General features: G+C 63.9%; 14 protein-coding genes. 7 read left to right on the forward strand and 7 right to left on the reverse strand.

Annotation, left to right across the window (positions count from 1 at the left end; all coding sequences use genetic code 11):
• Positions 1–26 precede the first annotated feature (26 nt).
• From mnmG to hemJ, 4 genes are all read right to left on the reverse strand, one after another.
• Positions 27–1907 (reverse strand): tRNA uridine-5-carboxymethylaminomethyl(34) synthesis enzyme MnmG, encoded by a 1881-nt coding sequence (mnmG, locus tag ACVJ19_RS13080; protein ID WP_453948778.1) that lies wholly within the window; start codon positions 1905–1907, stop codon positions 27–29.
• 430 nt (positions 1908–2337) lie between these two features.
• The gene (gene mnmE, locus ACVJ19_RS13085) at positions 2338–3687 is read right to left on the reverse strand and encodes a tRNA uridine-5-carboxymethylaminomethyl(34) synthesis GTPase MnmE (protein ID WP_453948777.1); all 1350 of its coding nucleotides are present in this window, start codon (positions 3685–3687) and stop codon (positions 2338–2340) included.
• Positions 3688–3998: 311 nt separating this feature from the next.
• Positions 3999–5264, reverse strand: coding sequence for a transcription termination factor Rho (rho, locus tag ACVJ19_RS13090; protein WP_128930505.1), 1266 nt, complete (start codon positions 5262–5264; stop codon positions 3999–4001).
• Positions 5265–5510: 246 nt separating this feature from the next.
• The gene (gene hemJ, locus ACVJ19_RS13095; RefSeq protein ID WP_453948776.1) at positions 5511–5945 is read right to left on the reverse strand and encodes a protoporphyrinogen oxidase HemJ; all 435 of its coding nucleotides are present in this window, start codon (positions 5943–5945) and stop codon (positions 5511–5513) included.
• 458 nt (positions 5946–6403) lie between these two features.
• Between hemJ and ACVJ19_RS13100 the strand changes: the two genes are divergently transcribed.
• From ACVJ19_RS13100 to dnaQ, 4 genes are read left to right on the forward strand one after another with little or no spacing between them, the layout of a single operon-like run.
• A complete protein-coding gene (locus tag ACVJ19_RS13100) occupies positions 6404–7243 on the forward strand; it encodes a pyruvate, water dikinase regulatory protein (protein WP_453948775.1) in 840 nt (279 codons plus the stop codon).
• A gap of 8 nt (positions 7244–7251) precedes the next feature.
• Complete coding sequence (locus tag ACVJ19_RS13105; RefSeq protein WP_453948774.1) at positions 7252–7860, forward strand: Maf family protein; 609 nt, start codon at positions 7252–7254, stop codon at positions 7858–7860.
• 23 nt (positions 7861–7883) lie between these two features.
• Positions 7884–8483 carry a dephospho-CoA kinase gene (gene coaE / locus ACVJ19_RS13110; RefSeq protein ID WP_453955098.1) on the forward strand — a complete coding sequence of 200 codons (600 nt, stop codon included), beginning with the start codon at positions 7884–7886 and terminating at the stop codon, positions 8481–8483.
• A 27-nt stretch (positions 8484–8510) separates the two neighbouring features.
• Positions 8511–9227 (forward strand): DNA polymerase III subunit epsilon, encoded by a 717-nt coding sequence (gene dnaQ, locus ACVJ19_RS13115; RefSeq protein WP_453948773.1) that lies wholly within the window; start codon positions 8511–8513, stop codon positions 9225–9227.
• A gap of 8 nt (positions 9228–9235) precedes the next feature.
• Here dnaQ and secB read toward each other — a convergent pair whose 3' ends face one another.
• Positions 9236–9724 carry a protein-export chaperone SecB gene (gene secB / locus ACVJ19_RS13120; protein WP_453948772.1) on the reverse strand — a complete coding sequence of 163 codons (489 nt, stop codon included), beginning with the start codon at positions 9722–9724 and terminating at the stop codon, positions 9236–9238.
• 415 nt (positions 9725–10139) lie between these two features.
• On the opposite strand from secB, the gene ACVJ19_RS13125 reads away from it, so the two are divergent.
• From ACVJ19_RS13125 to ACVJ19_RS13135, 3 genes are read left to right on the forward strand one after another with little or no spacing between them, the layout of a single operon-like run.
• Positions 10140–10847 (forward strand): Tim44/TimA family putative adaptor protein, encoded by a 708-nt coding sequence (locus ACVJ19_RS13125; protein ID WP_453948771.1) that lies wholly within the window; start codon positions 10140–10142, stop codon positions 10845–10847.
• Positions 10825–12357, forward strand: coding sequence for a murein transglycosylase A (gene mltA / locus ACVJ19_RS13130; RefSeq protein ID WP_456739385.1), 1533 nt, complete (start codon positions 10825–10827; stop codon positions 12355–12357). The genes ACVJ19_RS13125 and mltA overlap by 23 nt, the downstream gene beginning before the upstream one ends.
• Positions 12354–12944: a Smr/MutS family protein gene (locus ACVJ19_RS13135; RefSeq protein ID WP_453948769.1), complete on the forward strand. Its 591-nt coding sequence runs from the start codon at positions 12354–12356 to the stop codon at positions 12942–12944. Before mltA ends, ACVJ19_RS13135 begins: the two co-directional genes overlap by 4 nt.
• 132 nt (positions 12945–13076) lie before the next feature.
• Here ACVJ19_RS13135 and ACVJ19_RS13140 read toward each other — a convergent pair whose 3' ends face one another.
• Together ACVJ19_RS13140 and hslU are read right to left on the reverse strand one after the other, a co-directional pair.
• A complete protein-coding gene (locus tag ACVJ19_RS13140) occupies positions 13077–14201 on the reverse strand; it encodes a hypothetical protein (RefSeq protein WP_456739386.1) in 1125 nt (374 codons plus the stop codon).
• A 219-nt stretch (positions 14202–14420) separates the two neighbouring features.
• Positions 14421–15725, reverse strand: a complete 1305-nt coding sequence (gene hslU / locus ACVJ19_RS13145) for an ATP-dependent protease ATPase subunit HslU (RefSeq protein WP_453948768.1) — start codon at positions 15723–15725, stop codon at positions 14421–14423.
• Between the last annotated feature and the right edge of the window lie 30 nt (positions 15726–15755).

The raw sequence follows: 15755 nt of genomic DNA on the forward strand, positions 1-15755 counted from the left end.
GGCCCGCGTTGTTTCACGTGAAACGCCTATGCGATCGCCTTCGAGGTCTTCCGTGCCTCGCGACGGAGATAGGCCGCGAGGATACCAAGTGCCGCCGGCGTCATGCCGTCGATCCGGCCGGCCTGGCCGACGGTGAATGGCCGCGCCTTCTCCAGCTTGGCGCGAACCTCGTCGGAGAGACCGGGGACCTGCTGGTAGTCGACCTCCGACAGCACCATCCCCTCGTCGCGCCGGAAGGCTTCGACGTCAGCGCTCTGGCGCTCCAGATAGACGTCGTATTTGGCGTCGATCTCGAGATGGGTGGCGATAACGGGATCGATCGTGGACAGCTCCGGCCAGATCGCGCGGACCTGGCTCCAGCCGATCTCCGGATAGGCCATCAGCTCGAAGGCGGACCGGCGCTGGCCATCCCGGTTCAGGGACAGCCCGTGCTTGATCGCCTCGTTCGGGGTGATGGTCAGCGACTTCGACAGCGCGCGGGCCGCATTCAGGGCGTCCATCTTGGCGCGATGATGCCGGATCCGGGCGCTGCCGACGCATCCGAGCGCGATGCCCTTCTCGGTCAGGCGCTGATCGGCATTGTCGGCCCGCAGCGTCAGCCGGTACTCGGCGCGGGAGGTGAACATCCGATAGGGCTCGCTGATCCCGCGGGTCACGAGATCGTCGATCATCACGCCGAGATAGCCATCGGCACGGTCGAACACCGTCAGTGCGGCGCCGCTGGCAGAGAGTGCCGCGTTCAGTCCGGCCACGATGCCCTGCCCGGCGGCTTCCTCATATCCGGTGGTGCCGTTGATCTGTCCGGCCAGGAACAGACCGCGCAGACGCTTGGTCTGCAGGGTCGGATCGAGCTCGCGGGGATCGATGTGGTCGTATTCGATGGCATAGCCGGGGCGAACCATCTTCACCCGCTCCAGGCCGGGAATGCTGGCGAGGATCGCGAGCTGGACCTCCTCCGGCAGCGAGGTCGAGATGCCGTTGGGATAGACGGTGCTGTCGTCGAGCCCTTCCGGCTCCAGGAAGATCTGGTGGCCGTCGCGGTCGCCAAAGCGAACGATCTTGTCCTCGATCGAGGGGCAATAGCGCGGTCCGGAGCTCTTGATCTGGCCGGAGTACATCGGGGAGCGATGGACGTTGGCCCGGATCACCTCATGGGTCGCGGGCGTGGTCCGGGTGATCCCGCACTGGATCTGCGGAGTGGTGATCCGCTCGGTCATGACCGAAAACGGCTCCGGCGGCTCGTCTCCGGGCTGCATTTCGACCGCTGACCAGTCGATCGTGGTGCCGTCCAGACGTGGCGGAGTCCCCGTCTTCAGCCGTCCAAGGGTGAACCCGGCACGCTCAAAGGAGGCCGAAAGACCCATTGCCGGGGCTTCACCGACCCTACCAGCGGGCCAGTTCTTCTCACCGAGATGGATAAGGCCGCGGAGAAAGGTCCCGGTGGTGACGACAACCGCCCCTGCCCGAAGCTCCCGGCCGTCGGCCAGTCGCAGTCCGGTGACACGTCCCTCGACCACGACCAGCTCGTCGGCTTCGCCCTCGATGACGGAAAGGCCCTCGGTCTGACGGATCGCAGCCTGCATCGCCGCCGCATAGAGTTTTCGATCCGCCTGGGCCCGCGGACCGCGGACAGCGGGGCCCTTGCGGCGATTGAGAACGCGAAACTGGATGCCGCCGGCATCGCCGACTCGGCCCATCAGACCATCGAGAGCATCGACCTCGCGGACCAGATGGCCCTTGCCCAGACCACCGATGGCGGGATTGCACGACATCGCGCCGACCGTGGAGAACCGATGCGTCACCAGAGCGGTCACAGCGCCCATCCGGGCAGCGGCAGCCGCGGCTTCACAGCCGGCGTGGCCGCCGCCAATCACGATGACGTCGAAACTATCTCGCTCTGTTCGCATGAGCGGACTTCTATCCCAGAGCGGAAAAAGCCGGAAGTGGAAACTCGGGGAAGCCGGTGTTTCACGTGAAACGGGGCGGGCCGACGGGAGGAGGCATTTTGGCGAAAACAACCCCATGCACAGTAGAAGGGGCGTTGGAGACGCTGCTGTTTCACGTGAAACAAGAGGAACGGGCGCGGCCTCTAGGGTCTACGCCGCGACGTCTCGGCGTGCCGTACGGCGAACCCGCTATTGCGAGCGCACAGCCCAGTGGCTGTCTGGATTGCTTCGTCGCAAGGGCTCCTCGCAATGGCACGAATGGGGCCCACCGTCCAATCCTGAAACCGAGGGCGCGATTTGTTTCACGTGAAACAGGACGGCGACCTCCTCAGCGTTTCACGTGAAACGCAAGGACTGGAACAAGCGCTAGTTCTACAATGAAGAACTAGCTCTACTTTCCGATGCAGAATTTCTGGAAGATGGCCCCAAGGACGTCCTCGACGTCAACCCGGCCCAAGAGCCGGCCCAGGGCATAGGCGGCGGCACGCAGCTCTTCGGCGGCCAGCTCCTCGCCCTCTTCTACAAGCTCCAGACTCCGGCGCAAGCTGTCTAACGCCTGACGCAACAGGTCGCGCTGGCGGGCCCGGGTCACCAAGGCACCCTCGCTGGTTCCGAAGAACTCGGCGGCGAATGTCACGAGGGCATCGACCAGCTCGGGAATGCCGTCGCCCCGGCTTGCCGAGATCCCGAACTCGCCTGCCGGCTCGGCACCCCCGGCCCCAAGGTCGATCTTGTTGTGCACGATCCAGACCGAGCCGCCGGGTCGATCGTTTTCGGATTTCCTCAGCGACCGCATCGCCTCCGGATCGACCGGCCGCCCGCCCTCGACCAGCCACAGCACGAGGTCGGCGTCCTCGGCTCGCGCCCGCGCGCGACGTACCCCTTCCTGCTCGACTGGATCGTCGGTCTCGCGAATGCCGGCGGTGTCGATGACAGTGACGGGATAGCCATCGAGATCGAGCTGCACCTCGATGACGTCGCGCGTGGTGCCGGCATGCGGCGAGACGATCGCGACCTCGCGGCGCGCGAGATGATTCATCAGCGTCGACTTGCCGACATTCGGCTCACCCGCGATGGCAACCACGAGGCCGTCGCGCAGGCGTTCAGAATGTCCCTGCGCCGCAAGGACTTCTGCGATTTCGTCGTGAAGGGCCCTGATCGCTTTCACCGCCGGCGCCCTCAGCTCCGCCGGCACATCGCCTTCATCGGAAAAATCGATGCCGGCCTCGATCAGCGCCGACGCCTCGATGATGCGCTCGCGCCAGTCGCGCGCGCGGTCGCCGAGCAGGCCCTGCAACTGGCGCAGCGCCTGGCGGCGCTGCCGGTCGGTGTCGGCGTGGATGAGATCGTCAAGGCCCTCGGCCTCGGTCAGGTCGAGCTTGCCGTTCTCGAAGCCGCGCCGGGTAAACTCGCCGGGCTCGGCCGCCCGCGTATTCTGAATATCAGAAATAGCGGCGAGGAGCGCCGCCAGCACCGCCCGCCCGCCATGGACGTGAAATTCGGCGATGTCCTCGCCGGTCGCGCTGCCCGGCCCCGGAAACCAGAGCACGACCGCATCGTCGATCGGCTGACCCCCGCCGTCCCGGAGCAGCCGGCGACTCGCCTGTCGCGGCGCCGGCAGCCGGCCCGCAAGCGTCGTCAGCACCAGGCTGGCCTGCGAGCCCGACACGCGCACCACCGCGATGGCGCTGGGCGCCCGGCCGGATGACAGCGCAAAGATGGTCTGGTCTCGCGGATGCATGGCCTATTTGTGCGGCTGCCAATGAAAACGCAAATATCCGTTTTCAGCCCGGCCGTGACCGGGTTTTGCTGCAGCAAATCTTGCAACAATACTCTTGTTGCATCGCAATATACCCGCAGCACTTTTGCTGCATGGCTGCTTCCTCAGGAGAGAGGTTCGATCGAACCGAATTCAAGTATTATTTCGATATATCAACATAATACTAGGTCGCTTGCGATAAGCGGCACCCTTCATGCTGCAAGTTCGCTGCAGCAAAACCTGCAAAACAAGAGGGCGCCCGAAGGCGCCCTCTGAACTTTGCTGCGCTGCACTCAGGTGTTCATGGAGTCGAAGAACTCCGAATTGCTCTTGGTCGAGCGCAGCTTGTCGAGCAGGAAGTCGATCGCGTCCATCGTGCCCATCGGATTGAGGATGCGGCGGAGCACGTACATCTTCTTGAGCACCTGCGGGTCGGTGATGAGCTCCTCCTTGCGGGTGCCGGAGCGGGAGATGTCGATCGCCGGGAAGGTGCGCTTGTCCGAGACCTTGCGGTCCAGGATCAGTTCCGAGTTACCGGTGCCCTTGAACTCTTCGAAGATGACTTCGTCCATGCGGCTGCCGGTATCGACCAACGCGGTCGCGATGATGGTCAGCGAGCCGCCCTCCTCGATGTTGCGGGCGGCACCGAAGAAGCGCTTCGGGCGCTGCAGCGCGTTGGCGTCGACACCGCCGGTCAGCACCTTGCCGGATGACGGCACGACGGTGTTGTAGGCGCGACCGAGGCGGGTGATCGAATCGAGCAGGATCACGACGTCGCGGCCGTGCTCGACCAGGCGTTTTGCTTTCTCGATCACCATCTCGGCGACCTGAACGTGACGAACGGCTGGCTCATCGAAGGTCGAGGAAACCACCTCACCCTTCACCGAGCGTTGCATGTCCGTGACTTCTTCCGGGCGCTCGTCGATCAAGAGCACGATCAGATAGCAGTCCGGGTGATTGGCGGTGATGGAGTGCGCGATGTTCTGCATCAGCACGGTTTTACCCGTGCGCGGCGGCGCCACGATCAGCGCGCGCTGGCCCTTGCCGATCGGCGCGACGATATCGATCACGCGTGCAGACAGGTCTTTCCGCGTCGGATCGTCGATCTCCATGCGGAAACGCTGGTTCGGAAACAGCGGCGTGAGGTTGTCGAAATTGACCTTGTGCTTGGCCTTTTCCGGGTCCTCGAAATTGAGCGTGTTGACCTTCAGCAGCGCAAAGTAGCGCTCGCCCTCTTTCGGGCTGCGAATGTGGCCTTCGATGGTATCACCGGTGCGCAGGCCGAAACGGCGGATCTGCGAGGGCGAAACGTAGATATCGTCAGGGCCCGGCAGATAATTGGCATCGGGCGAGCGGAGGAAGCCGAAACCGTCGGAGAGCACCTCGACGACGCCTTCGCCGACGATATCGGTCTCGGCGAGCGAAAGCTGCTTGAGGATGGCGAACAACAGCTCCTGCTTGCGCATGGTGCTGGCATTCTCGACCCCGTTCTCTTCCGCGAACGAGACAAGCTCGGCCGGGGTTTTGGACTTGAGGTCTTGGAGTTTGATTTCCCGCATTGGGGTGGTCCTGTAGGGTAACCTTGGAAGGGGTGCGAGGAGGCTCTGAAATGCGGACGTGAGAAGATAAGGTCCGCAGGTCTGGCAAGGAGAGTGCCGGTGAGGCTTCAAACCTGATGCGGTGTCCGGCCTCTGGAAAGCTCAGACACAACCACATCCGCCTGCGTTGGGTGGGATATCGATAATATAGAAAATCGCTCCCTTCTCCGCAAGCCGAAGCGCTGAGCTAATCGTCGCGCGCCTTGCCTAGAACGGCTTCACGATCACCATGATGACGATGAAAATCATCAGGACGGTCGGCACCTCATTGATAATCCGATAGAATTTCTGACTCCGCGGACGCCGGTCGGCAGCGAAATCCTTCAGCCAGCGGGAAAAAAAGCCGTGGACCGCCGACAGCGCCAGGACCAGTGCCAGTTTTACGTGCAGCCAGCCGAACGTGAACCAATGGCCGGACCAGGCGAGAAACAGACCGGCCAGCCAGGTCACGATCATGGCCGGGTTGATGATCGCCTTGAACAGCCGGCGCTCCATGACCTTGAACGTCTCCGACTGCTTCGAGCCGATCTCGGCGTCGCAATGATAGACGAACAGCCGCGGCAGATAGAGCATGCCCGCCATCCAGGAGATGACGGCGATCACGTGCAGCGCCTTGATCCAGAGATAGACGTCTTCGAACATTTTTGCGGTCCGGATTGATGCTCAGCCAAAGGAGCTGGGGATAGTAAGAACTCGTTAAGGTCTTACCCTGCACACATATCCGTCCGTAGCGCCTTCCTCAAATCTAGAATCTTAGATTCTTAAAGGTTTGAGTCTAAGTGACCGTGGATTGGACTCACGCAATTCCGTCCGCCACTTCGCGCGCGCTTGTTCACATCCATCAACATTTTCTGCGCGGGTCCGGCCTGTTCCGATAAGTCGTCCGCCTTCAAGGGCTTGCGTGCGCCTGTCGGCAGCTTATCAAGAGGCTTGTCCGCGCAATCCCGTTTCTCGTTCGGCAGGACGCCGGACTTGTTCTGACGGGCAGCGGTGTGAAGAAAATTGGCACTTGTCCCGTCCCTGGTGTCGCACATCCCTTTCCGAGGGGTTAAGCTCCACAGAAATCCACAAACCACCCCGCCCTCATCCCAAGAGTTTTTGTGCCGACCTCGAACAATTATTTCCATCTGCACCTGGTCTCCGACTCCACCGGCGAGACGCTGATCACCGTCGCGCGCGCCGTCGCTGCGCAATATGCGAACGTGACGCCGGTCGAGCATGTCTATCCGCTGGTGCGGAGCCAGAAGCAGCTCGACCGGGTGCTCGACGAGATCGAGGAAGCGCCGGGAATCGTACTGTTCACGCTGCTCGAGAAGGATCTGGTCGCCAGGCTCGAGGACAAGTGCAAGCAGATCAATGTTCCGAGCCTCTCGATCATCGGGCCGGTGATGCAGCTGTTCGAAGCCTATCTGGGCGCTGCGACCACCGGCCGCGTCGGCGCCCAGCACGTGCTCAATGCGGAATATTTCAAGCGCATCGACGCACTGAACTACACCATGATCCATGACGACGGTCAGCATGTCGAAGGTCTCGACGAAGCCGACGTGGTTCTGGTCGGTGTGTCCCGCACCTCGAAGACGCCGACATCGATCTATCTCGCCAATCGCGGTATCCGCACCGCGAACGTGCCGCTGGTGCCCGGCATTCCCGTGCCGGCGCAGCTGGAGACGCTGACGCGGCCGCTGGTGGTGAGCCTGCATGCGACGCCGGAACGTCTGATCCAGATCCGCCAGAACCGCCTGCTCTCCATGGGAGCCGAATCCGGCAGCGACACCTATACCGACAAGCAGTCGGTCACCGAGGAGGTTGCGTTCGCGCGCAAGCTGAGCGCCAAGCACGACTGGCCGCTGCTCGACGTTACGCGGCGCTCGATCGAGGAAACTGCGGCCGCGATCATGAAGCTCTACAGCGATCGCCAGCGCAACCGGCCGTTGGAATAGTTGTCGCGATGGCTCTGTGGCGCGGCACATCTCCGCTGATCCTGGCCTCGCAAAGCAGCGCACGAAAAATGCTGCTGGCCAATGCCGGGCTCGAATTCGAGGCCGTGACGGCCGACATCGACGAGCGCGGCATTCAGGCGAGCTTCAATCTCGTCGATCCGCGCGAGATCGCTCTGCTCCTGGCCCGCGAAAAGGCCAAGGTGGTCTCTGCCGATCGTCCTGGAAGTTACGTGATCGGCGCCGACCAGACGCTGGCCCTCGGGAGCCGTCTCTTCAACAAGCCGGCCGGCCGCCCGCAGGCGCTGGCGCAATTGCACGATCTCGCCGGCAACAGCCACGAGCTGAATTCCGCCGTGGCCGTGGCCCATGACGGCAAGATCGTTTTCGAGGATGTCGCGGTGGCGCGCATGACCATGCGGCAGATGGGCGACGCCGAACTCTCGGCCTATCTCGACGCCGCCGGCGATGCCGTGACCAGAAGCGTCGGCGCCTATCAGCTCGAGGGCCTCGGCATCCATCTGTTCGAGCGCATCGAGGGCGACCATTTCACCATTCTCGGCCTGCCGCTGCTGCCGCTGCTTGCGTTCCTGCGGAGCCAGCAGCTAATTGCGGTGTGAATGACAGAGATGGCTGGGCGCTGATGCGGATCCTGGGACTGACCGGCTCGATCGGGATGGGCAAATCCACCACCGCGAAATTGTTCGCGGAGGCCGGCGTGCCCGTCTATGACGCCGATGCCGCCGTGCATCAGCTCTATGAGGGCGAGGCCGCGCCGGCGATCGAGGCCGCCTTCCCCGGCACCACCGTGAACGGCAAGGTCGATCGTCCAAAACTGTCTGCGCGCGTGGTGCACGATCCCGCCGCGATCAAGCAGCTCGAGCAGATCGTCCATCCGATGCTCGGTGCTTCCCGGAAGAAATTCTTCGCCGACGCCGAGGCCGCCAAGGCGCCGGTCGTCGTGCTGGACATCCCGCTGCTGTTCGAGACTGGCGGCGAGAACCGGGTCGACGCGGTGGTCGTGGTGTCGACCTCGCCGGAACTCCAGCGCGAGCGGGTGCTGGCGCGCGGTACGATGGACGAGGCGAAGCTCGACGCCATCATCGCCAAGCAGACGCCGGATGCCGAGAAACGCAAGCGGGCCGATTTCGTGGTGGATACCTCACACGGACTTGAGCCGGTGCGCGCCCAAATCAAGCACATCCTGGCCGAGGTCGTTAAGATGCCGCAGCGGCGAGCCTGATTCGCCGTCTCACACGGCTCCCCGATCATGCGCGAAATCGTCCTCGACACCGAAACCACCGGCCTCGATCCGCTCCGCGGCGATCGGCTGGTCGAAATCGGCTGCGTCGAGATCTTCAACCGCATGCCGACGGGACAGACGTATCACGTCTATATCAACCCCGAGCGGGACATGCCGGCGGAAGCCTTTGCGGTGCACGGGCTGTCGGCCGAATTCCTGTCGACCAAGCCGCTGTTCCATGAGGTCGTCGACGCGTTTCTGGAATTCATCGGCGATGCGCCGCTGGTGATCCACAACGCCTCGTTCGACATCAGCTTCATCAATGCCGAGCTCGACAGGATCAAGCGCGCGGCGGTCCCGCGCGAGCGGCTGGTCGATACGCTGCTGCTGGCGCGCCGCAAGCATCCCGGCGTGTCGAACCGGCTCGACGATCTCTGCTCGCGCTATTCGATCGACAATTCACACCGCACCAAGCACGGCGCGTTGCTCGACGCCGAACTGCTCGCAGAAGTCTATGTCGATCTGGTCGGGGCGCGGCAGTCGCAGTTGCTGCTGGCTTCGGAGAGCGAAGAGATTCGTATCAGTTCCGCCGGCGATGCGCCGCGGCGGCAGCGGTCAGTGCCGCTCGCGCCGCGGGTTTCAGATGCCGAGCGGGAGGCCCATCGGACCTTCATCGCAACGATGGGCGAAAAGGCGATCTGGAACGAGTATCTCGCCGCTCCAGTCGCCCCTCCGGCTGGTTAAGCCTGCGCTCAGGCCTGGCCGGTCTGGCCACCCTGGGCGGCCATTTGCCGCTCCATGTTCTGGCGATAGAGACCGACGAAATCGACCGGGTCCAGCATCAGCGGCGGGAACCCGCCATCGCGCACGGCGGTGGCAATGATCTCGCGGGCGAACGGGAACAAGAGGCGCGGGCACTCGATCATGACCAGCGGGTGCAGGTTCTCCTTCGGAACGTTGACGATCCGGAACACGCCGGCATAGGCGAGCTCGAACGAGAACATCACCTTGCCCGCGGTCTCGGCCTTGCCCTCGACCGTCAGCGTCACCTCGAATTCCTGCTCGCTGAGGTTATTGGCGCCGACATTGATCTGGATGTTGATCTGGGGCGGCTGGGCCTGCTGCTGGAGCGAGCTCGGCGCGTTCGGATTTTCGAACGACAGGTCCTTGGTGTATTGCGCCAGCACGTTGAGCTGGGGAGCCTGGGCCGCCTCGGGAGGGGTGCCGTTACCGTTGGTCATCGAAGTGTCTCCTTACCCGATTGGGGGCTGAATTTCGCGGCGGTTGGCTAACATAGGGCCGCCTCGTTCCACAAGGACGAACGGTCCCGGATGGGGGATCCAGACCGTGCCCGCAACTATGACGTCCAGGGCGGCCTTTCGCCGAAATCGCGCCTTAAACGATTGAAGATACGCGATTTCCGGGCAGGATCGGGTTTCCCCTTAAGCATAAAACGCGCTACACTCGCCGCTGTGCCAAAAGGCGCCATTGGCCAGGCAAGATTTCGTGCCTACATCCCACGGACCAGACGCGCGGACCTAAAATGGTGATGTAGACTTGCCGTTTCAGTGTGGAACGGTCTACTGGCCGGATTGATTTTCCCGGCGACGGCCCCGAAGCGAAGACCCAGAGCAAAGACCAGAAAGCGAATACGACGTGGATATCTACACCATCATCTTCCTGGCGTTGGCGGTCTTCATCTTTCTGAGGCTGCGCAGCGTGCTGGGGCAGCGCACGGGCAACGAGCGGCCGCCGTTCGATCACACTGCCGCCCGCAATGCGCTGGGGGGTGCCCAGGACAAGAACGTCGTGACCATGCCGGGCAAGGTGATCGACCAGGCCCCGCTGGCGCCGACGGCCGAGCCGACCGCGCCCAGCGACCGCTGGAAGGGTCTGACTGAACCGGGCACCGCACTCGCCCAGGGTCTCGATGCCATCGTCGAGAGGGACTCCACCTTCGATCCGCGCCACTTCATCTCGGGCGCCCGCGGCGCCTATGAGATGATCGTGCTGGCCTTTGCCAATGGCGATCGTCGTGCGCTGCGCGATCTCTTGTCGTCGGAGGTCTATGAAAGCTTCGACGCCGCGATCAAGGAGCGCGAGAAGAACGAGCAGAAGACCGAGACGCGCTTCGTCTCGATCGACAAGGCCGAACTCGTCGGTGCCGAGCTGCGCGACCGCACCGCCCAGCTCACGATCCGCTTCGTCTCGCAGATGATCTCGGCCACCCGCGACAAGGCCGGAAACATCGTCGACGGCAGCGCCGACACGGTTGCCGACATCACCGATATCTGGACTTTCGCCCGCGACACCACCTCTCGCGATCCGAACTGGAAGCTGGTTGGCACCGGAAGCGCGAATTAAGCTTTTTCTCAAGAACAGCGCGACGGCGTTCTGCGCGGGTGTCGTCGTGCTGCTGTCGACGTTTTCGCTCGGCGCCGAGGCGGCGCGGCGCCACTATCGCAGCCACCATCACCACCCCCCGCAACTAGCCGCCGCCCCGCCGCGGGCCTTGCCCTATCCGCAACTGCCCCTGCCGTTCGAGATCTCAGGCGCGCAATATCTGCCGCTGGCCTGGGCCGACGTGAAGGGCTGGGGCGACGACGATCATCTCGCCGCCTACAAGACATTTCGCGCCAGCTGCCGCTCGATCAATGCTCAGACCGGCGCTCCCGAATCAAAGGCGCTGGGAGCATCGCTGGGCGAGCCCTGCCGGGTCGCGAAGACGCTCGAGCTCACCGACGACGCCAAGGCGAAGACCTTCTTCGAGGAGAATTTCGCACCGCTGCGCATCTCCCGCCTCGGCGAGCCCGACGGTTTCGTCACCGGCTATTACGAGCCGGTGCTCGAGGGATCGCGCACGCAGACCGACGTCTACAATGTCCCGGTCTATCGCCGGCCTTCGAACCTGTTCGTGCGCGGCTACAAGCAGGATTCGGTCAGCCTGCCCAACAAGGGCCCGGTCTACCGCAAGATCGGCCGCCGCAAGCTGGTGCCCTATTACGATCGCGGCGAGATCGAGGACGGCAAGATCGCCGGGCGCGGACTCGAGGTCGCCTGGCTGAAGGATCCGACCGATCTGTTGTTCGCGCAGATCCAGGGCTCGGCGCGGATCAAGTTCGAGGACGGCACGACGCTTCGGCTCAATTACGACGCCTATAACGGCTATCCCTACACAGCGGTGGGACGCATCCTGATCGAGCGTGGCATCATTCCGAAAGAGGAGATGTCGATGCAGAAGATCAGGGAGTGGATGGCGCAGAATCCTGACGGAGCCAAGGAGCTGCGCCGCCAGAACCGCGCCTACATCTTCTTCCGCGAGGTCAACCTCTCCGACAAGGACGAGGCGGTGGGTGCGCAGGGCATTCCGCTGACGGCGGGACGCTCGATCGCGGTCGACAAGTCGCTGCATGTCTACGGCACGCCGTTCTTCATCGAGGGCGAGCTGCCGATCGAGACCGAGCGGTCGAAGACGCCGTTTCACCGCCTGATGATCGCGCAGGACACCGGCTCGGCCATCATCGGCCCGGCGCGTGCGGATCTCTATTTCGGTGCCGGGCAGGAAGCCGGCCGCGTCTCCGGCCGGCTTCGCCATCCCATGCACTTTGTGATGCTGGTGCCGAAGAGCCTCGATCCCTCGGTGAGGGGCGCGCGGCTGCCGGTACCGGATCCGCGTCCCTCGGAGAAAATCGCAAAACTGTTTCCGCAAACCGATCCGGCCAAGGCGGGCACGCCTGCTGCCGCCGCGCCGCAAGGCAAGAACGAAACGGTTGCCATCGCCGGTCCTGTGCCGCTACCGGTGCCGCGCCCCGCGATCGAGCCTGCCTCTGAGCCGCGGCGGCCCGCGAAGAATCGTCCCCATCGGCAGCAATGAAGCGATCGTCCCGTCCGCCCGTGCTGGAGCCCCGCCCCTCGCCGCGCCGCCGTGCGCTGAGCGAGGAAGAGCGCGCGTTGTGGGATACGGTCGCAAAACAGATCAAGCCGCTCAGGAAGCATCGCGTGGCGAAGGCGCATGCCGCGCCGCCTGCCGGGCCTTCGCCCGTGGCCCAGGTGCCCCGGCCTTCGCTCCCGGCAAGGCCGGTTACTGCTGCGCCGGCGCAGCGCGTCGCAAAGCCGTCTGTTCCGCCTTTGGCGCCGCTCGGCAAGCGCGAGCGCACAAAACTGTCGCGCGGCCGCAGCGAGATCGAGGCGCGGCTCGACCTGCACGGCATGACCCAAATGCGCGCCCATCGCGCGCTGACCTGCTTCCTGCACCGCGCCCATCATGACGGGCTGACCTTCGTGCTCGTCATCACCGGCAAGGGACGCAGCGGCGGCGAAAGCGGCGTGCTCCGCCGCCAGGTGCCGGAATGGCTGAGCCTGCCGGAATTCCGCGCCTTCGTCGTCGGCTTCGAGACGGCCCATATCGGCCATGGCGGCGAGGGCGCGCTGTATGTCCGGATCAGGCGGGCGAGAGGTTGATGGCACCTCTCCCGCTTGCGGGAGAGGTCGGCGCGAAGCGGCGGGTGAGGGTTCTCTCCTCTTGGGGGTTCTCGATTGCGGAGACACCCTCTCCCCAACCCTCCCCCGCAGGCGGGGGAGGGAGCGCACCGCCTAAAAAGGTCGAACGATGCCGACGCGCGGGATCAAGGTGACGATCAGGCCGAAGATGTTGGTCTTCCGGTCCTCGGCCGGAATCATCGGCGTTTCCTGCTTCGCCGGCAGCATCTTCATCGCATGCAGGATCAGGAGCATGCAGACCGCCCAGTTCGAGATCCAGCGCGAATAGTCGAACACCATCGCGAACATCACGAGATAGGCGAGGCTGATGCCGATCAGCGCCGCGATGACGAGGCGGCGGTGCGTCTCGCTGGCGAGCGCGCCGATCAGATTGGCAAAGAAGCGCCACAGCGGCGTGTGCAGCCAGATCAGCAGCGCGAACACGGGCACGCCGAGGATGTTGTGCGGCAGGCGGCCCCAGGTGTCCGAGATCTCCTTCGCCAGCGGCTGATACCAGATGTAGGCGAATTGCAGCAGGTCAGTGCGGGAAGGATCGGCCATCCGGGTCTTCAGATACGCGACGAAGTCCGCTTCGGGTATTGGCATCGTTCCCAAAAACTGCGCGGCGAAGAACAGCGCGGCAACGACGGCGAGGGCGATCACGCCGAAGGCGACATTGCCGCGATTGCTGCCGTAAGCGAGATAATGCCTGATCACCACGATGGTGATGATCGTCGGCACGTACATCAAGAGATGGATGTGGTGGATCAGCACCAGCACGATCGAGAACAGCGCCGCCAAAGCCACGAACAGCAACGAGCCAGCCGGCATCAGCAGCAGGATCAACGCCAGCGCGCAGCCATAGATGTCGAAATGGCCGAGCGTGTGCATGAAGTTCTTCAGGAAGAACGGCGAGCCCGCGGTGAAGACGAACAGCGGCAGCGTCTTCGCGGTGAAGCCGAACGTCCTCTGGAACAGTTTTGCATAGAGCCCCAGCGTCACCAGCCATGTCGCGCCGCCGAGCGCGAACACCAGCCAGACCGGCACCTTGTCCGTCAACAGCGCGACGACAGCCCCGATCAGGGCGCGCTTGATGAAGCCGAAATGGTAGTCGACGAGGAGATGGATATAGGGGACGTAAGGCGGCAGCTGGATCTTGTGAATGAACACGCCGGCGAGGACTGCCACGTTGATCGCGAGCAGCAGCCGCCAGGGATTTTGCCGGATGCTAGCGAACACGTGGCACCCGGCGCACGTCAACCTCCGCCGTCGTCCCGGACAAGCGAGCTGGCAACGCGTAGCGTTGTCCAGAGCGAGCGCAGATCCGGGACCCATAACCACCGCAGGTCGTTTGAGCCGAGATCGGAGCCGCCATCTGTTTCAACAAGGACCATCAGGGGTAATGGGTCCTGGCTTTCGCCAGGACGACGGCCCGATAGATAGCGGACTTGCTCCAGATTACAAAATGAACCGGCTCAGATCCGCATTCTTGGCGAGGTCGCCGACGTGCTTCTGCACGTAGTCGGCGTCGACCTTGATGGTCTCGCCGCTGCGGTCGGGGGCGGTGAAGGAGATTTCGTCCAGAACCCGCTCCATCACGGTCTGCAGCCGCCGCGCGCCGATGTTCTCGACGGTGGAGTTCACGGCCACCGCGACGTCGGCGAGCGCATCGATGGCGCTGTCGGTGATGTCGAGCGTCACGCCCTCGGTCTGCAGCAGCGCAATATATTGCTTGATCAGCGAAGCCTCGGGCTCGGTGAGGATGCGCCGCATGTCGTCGCGGGTCAGCGCTTGCAGCTCGACGCGGATCGGCAGGCGGCCCTGCAATTCCGGCAACAGGTCGGACGGCTTTGCGACGTGGAAGGCGCCGGAGGCGATGAACAGGATGTGGTCGGTCTTGACCGCGCCGTGCTTGGTCGAGACCGTGGTGCCCTCGATCAGCGGCAGCAGATCGCGCTGCACGCCCTCGCGCGAGACGTCGCCGCCGACGCGGCCGTCGCGGGCGCAGATCTTGTCGATCTCGTCCAGGAACACGATGCCGTTGTTCTCGACCGCGCTGATCGCCTCGAGCGTGAGCTGCTCGGTGTCCAGCAGCTTGTCGGATTCCTCGTTGACGAGGATCTCGTGCGAGCCTTCCACCGTCAGCCGCCGCGTCTTGCTCCGGCCGCCGAGCTTGCCAAAAATGTCGCCGATCGAGATCGCGCCCATCTGCGCGCCCGGCATGCCCGGGATCTCGAACATCGGCATGCCGCCGCCGGACGATTGCGTCTCGATCTCGATTTCCTTGTCGTTGAGCTCGCCGGCCCGCAGCTTCTTGCGGAAAGATTCCCGCGTCGCCGCGCTGGAATTGGCGCCGACCAGCGCATCGAGCACGCGCTCCTCGGCGGCGAGCTGGGCGCGCGCCTGCACGTCCTTGCGCTTCTTCTCACGGACCTGGGCGATCGCGACCTCGACGAGATCGCGCACGATCTGCTCGACGTCGCGGCCGACATAGCCGACCTCGGTGAACTTCGTCGCTTCCACCTTCAGGAACGGCGCATTCGCGAGCTTTGCCAATCGCCGCGCGATTTCCGTCTTGCCGACGCCGGTGGGGCCGATCATCAAGATGTTCTTCGGCAGCACCTCTTCGCGCAAGGAGCCTTCGAGCTGCTGCCGCCGCCAGCGGTTGCGCAGCGCGATCGAGACGGCGCGCTTGGCGTCGCCCTGGCCGACGATGAAACGGTCGAGTTCGGAAACGATTTCGCGGGGGGAGAAGTCTGTCATGGCACCTTAGCTAGGGTCAGATGCGGGCCG

Source organism: Bradyrhizobium sp. USDA 376 (genome assembly GCF_054063675.1).

What these genes read in the sequence shown, in the direction of transcription:
- mnmG (WP_453948778.1), bottom strand. Translation starts at nt 1,907, where the DNA reads ATGCGAACAGAGCGAGATAGTTTCGACGTCATCGTGATTGGCGGCGGC.
- mnmE (WP_453948777.1), bottom strand. Translation starts at nt 3,687, where the DNA reads ATGCATCCGCGAGACCAGACCATCTTTGCGCTGTCATCCGGCCGGGCG.
- rho (WP_128930505.1), bottom strand. Translation starts at nt 5,264, where the DNA reads ATGCGGGAAATCAAACTCCAAGACCTCAAGTCCAAAACCCCGGCCGAG.
- hemJ (WP_453948776.1), bottom strand. Translation starts at nt 5,945, where the DNA reads ATGTTCGAAGACGTCTATCTCTGGATCAAGGCGCTGCACGTGATCGCC.
- ACVJ19_RS13105 (WP_453948774.1), top strand. Translation starts at nt 7,252, where the DNA reads ATGGCTCTGTGGCGCGGCACATCTCCGCTGATCCTGGCCTCGCAAAGC.
- coaE (WP_453955098.1), top strand. Translation starts at nt 7,884, where the DNA reads ATGCGGATCCTGGGACTGACCGGCTCGATCGGGATGGGCAAATCCACC.
- dnaQ (WP_453948773.1), top strand. Translation starts at nt 8,511, where the DNA reads ATGCGCGAAATCGTCCTCGACACCGAAACCACCGGCCTCGATCCGCTC.
- secB (WP_453948772.1), bottom strand. Translation starts at nt 9,724, where the DNA reads ATGACCAACGGTAACGGCACCCCTCCCGAGGCGGCCCAGGCTCCCCAG.
- ACVJ19_RS13135 (WP_453948769.1), top strand. Translation starts at nt 12,354, where the DNA reads ATGAAGCGATCGTCCCGTCCGCCCGTGCTGGAGCCCCGCCCCTCGCCG.
- hslU (WP_453948768.1), bottom strand. Translation starts at nt 15,725, where the DNA reads ATGACAGACTTCTCCCCCCGCGAAATCGTTTCCGAACTCGACCGTTTC.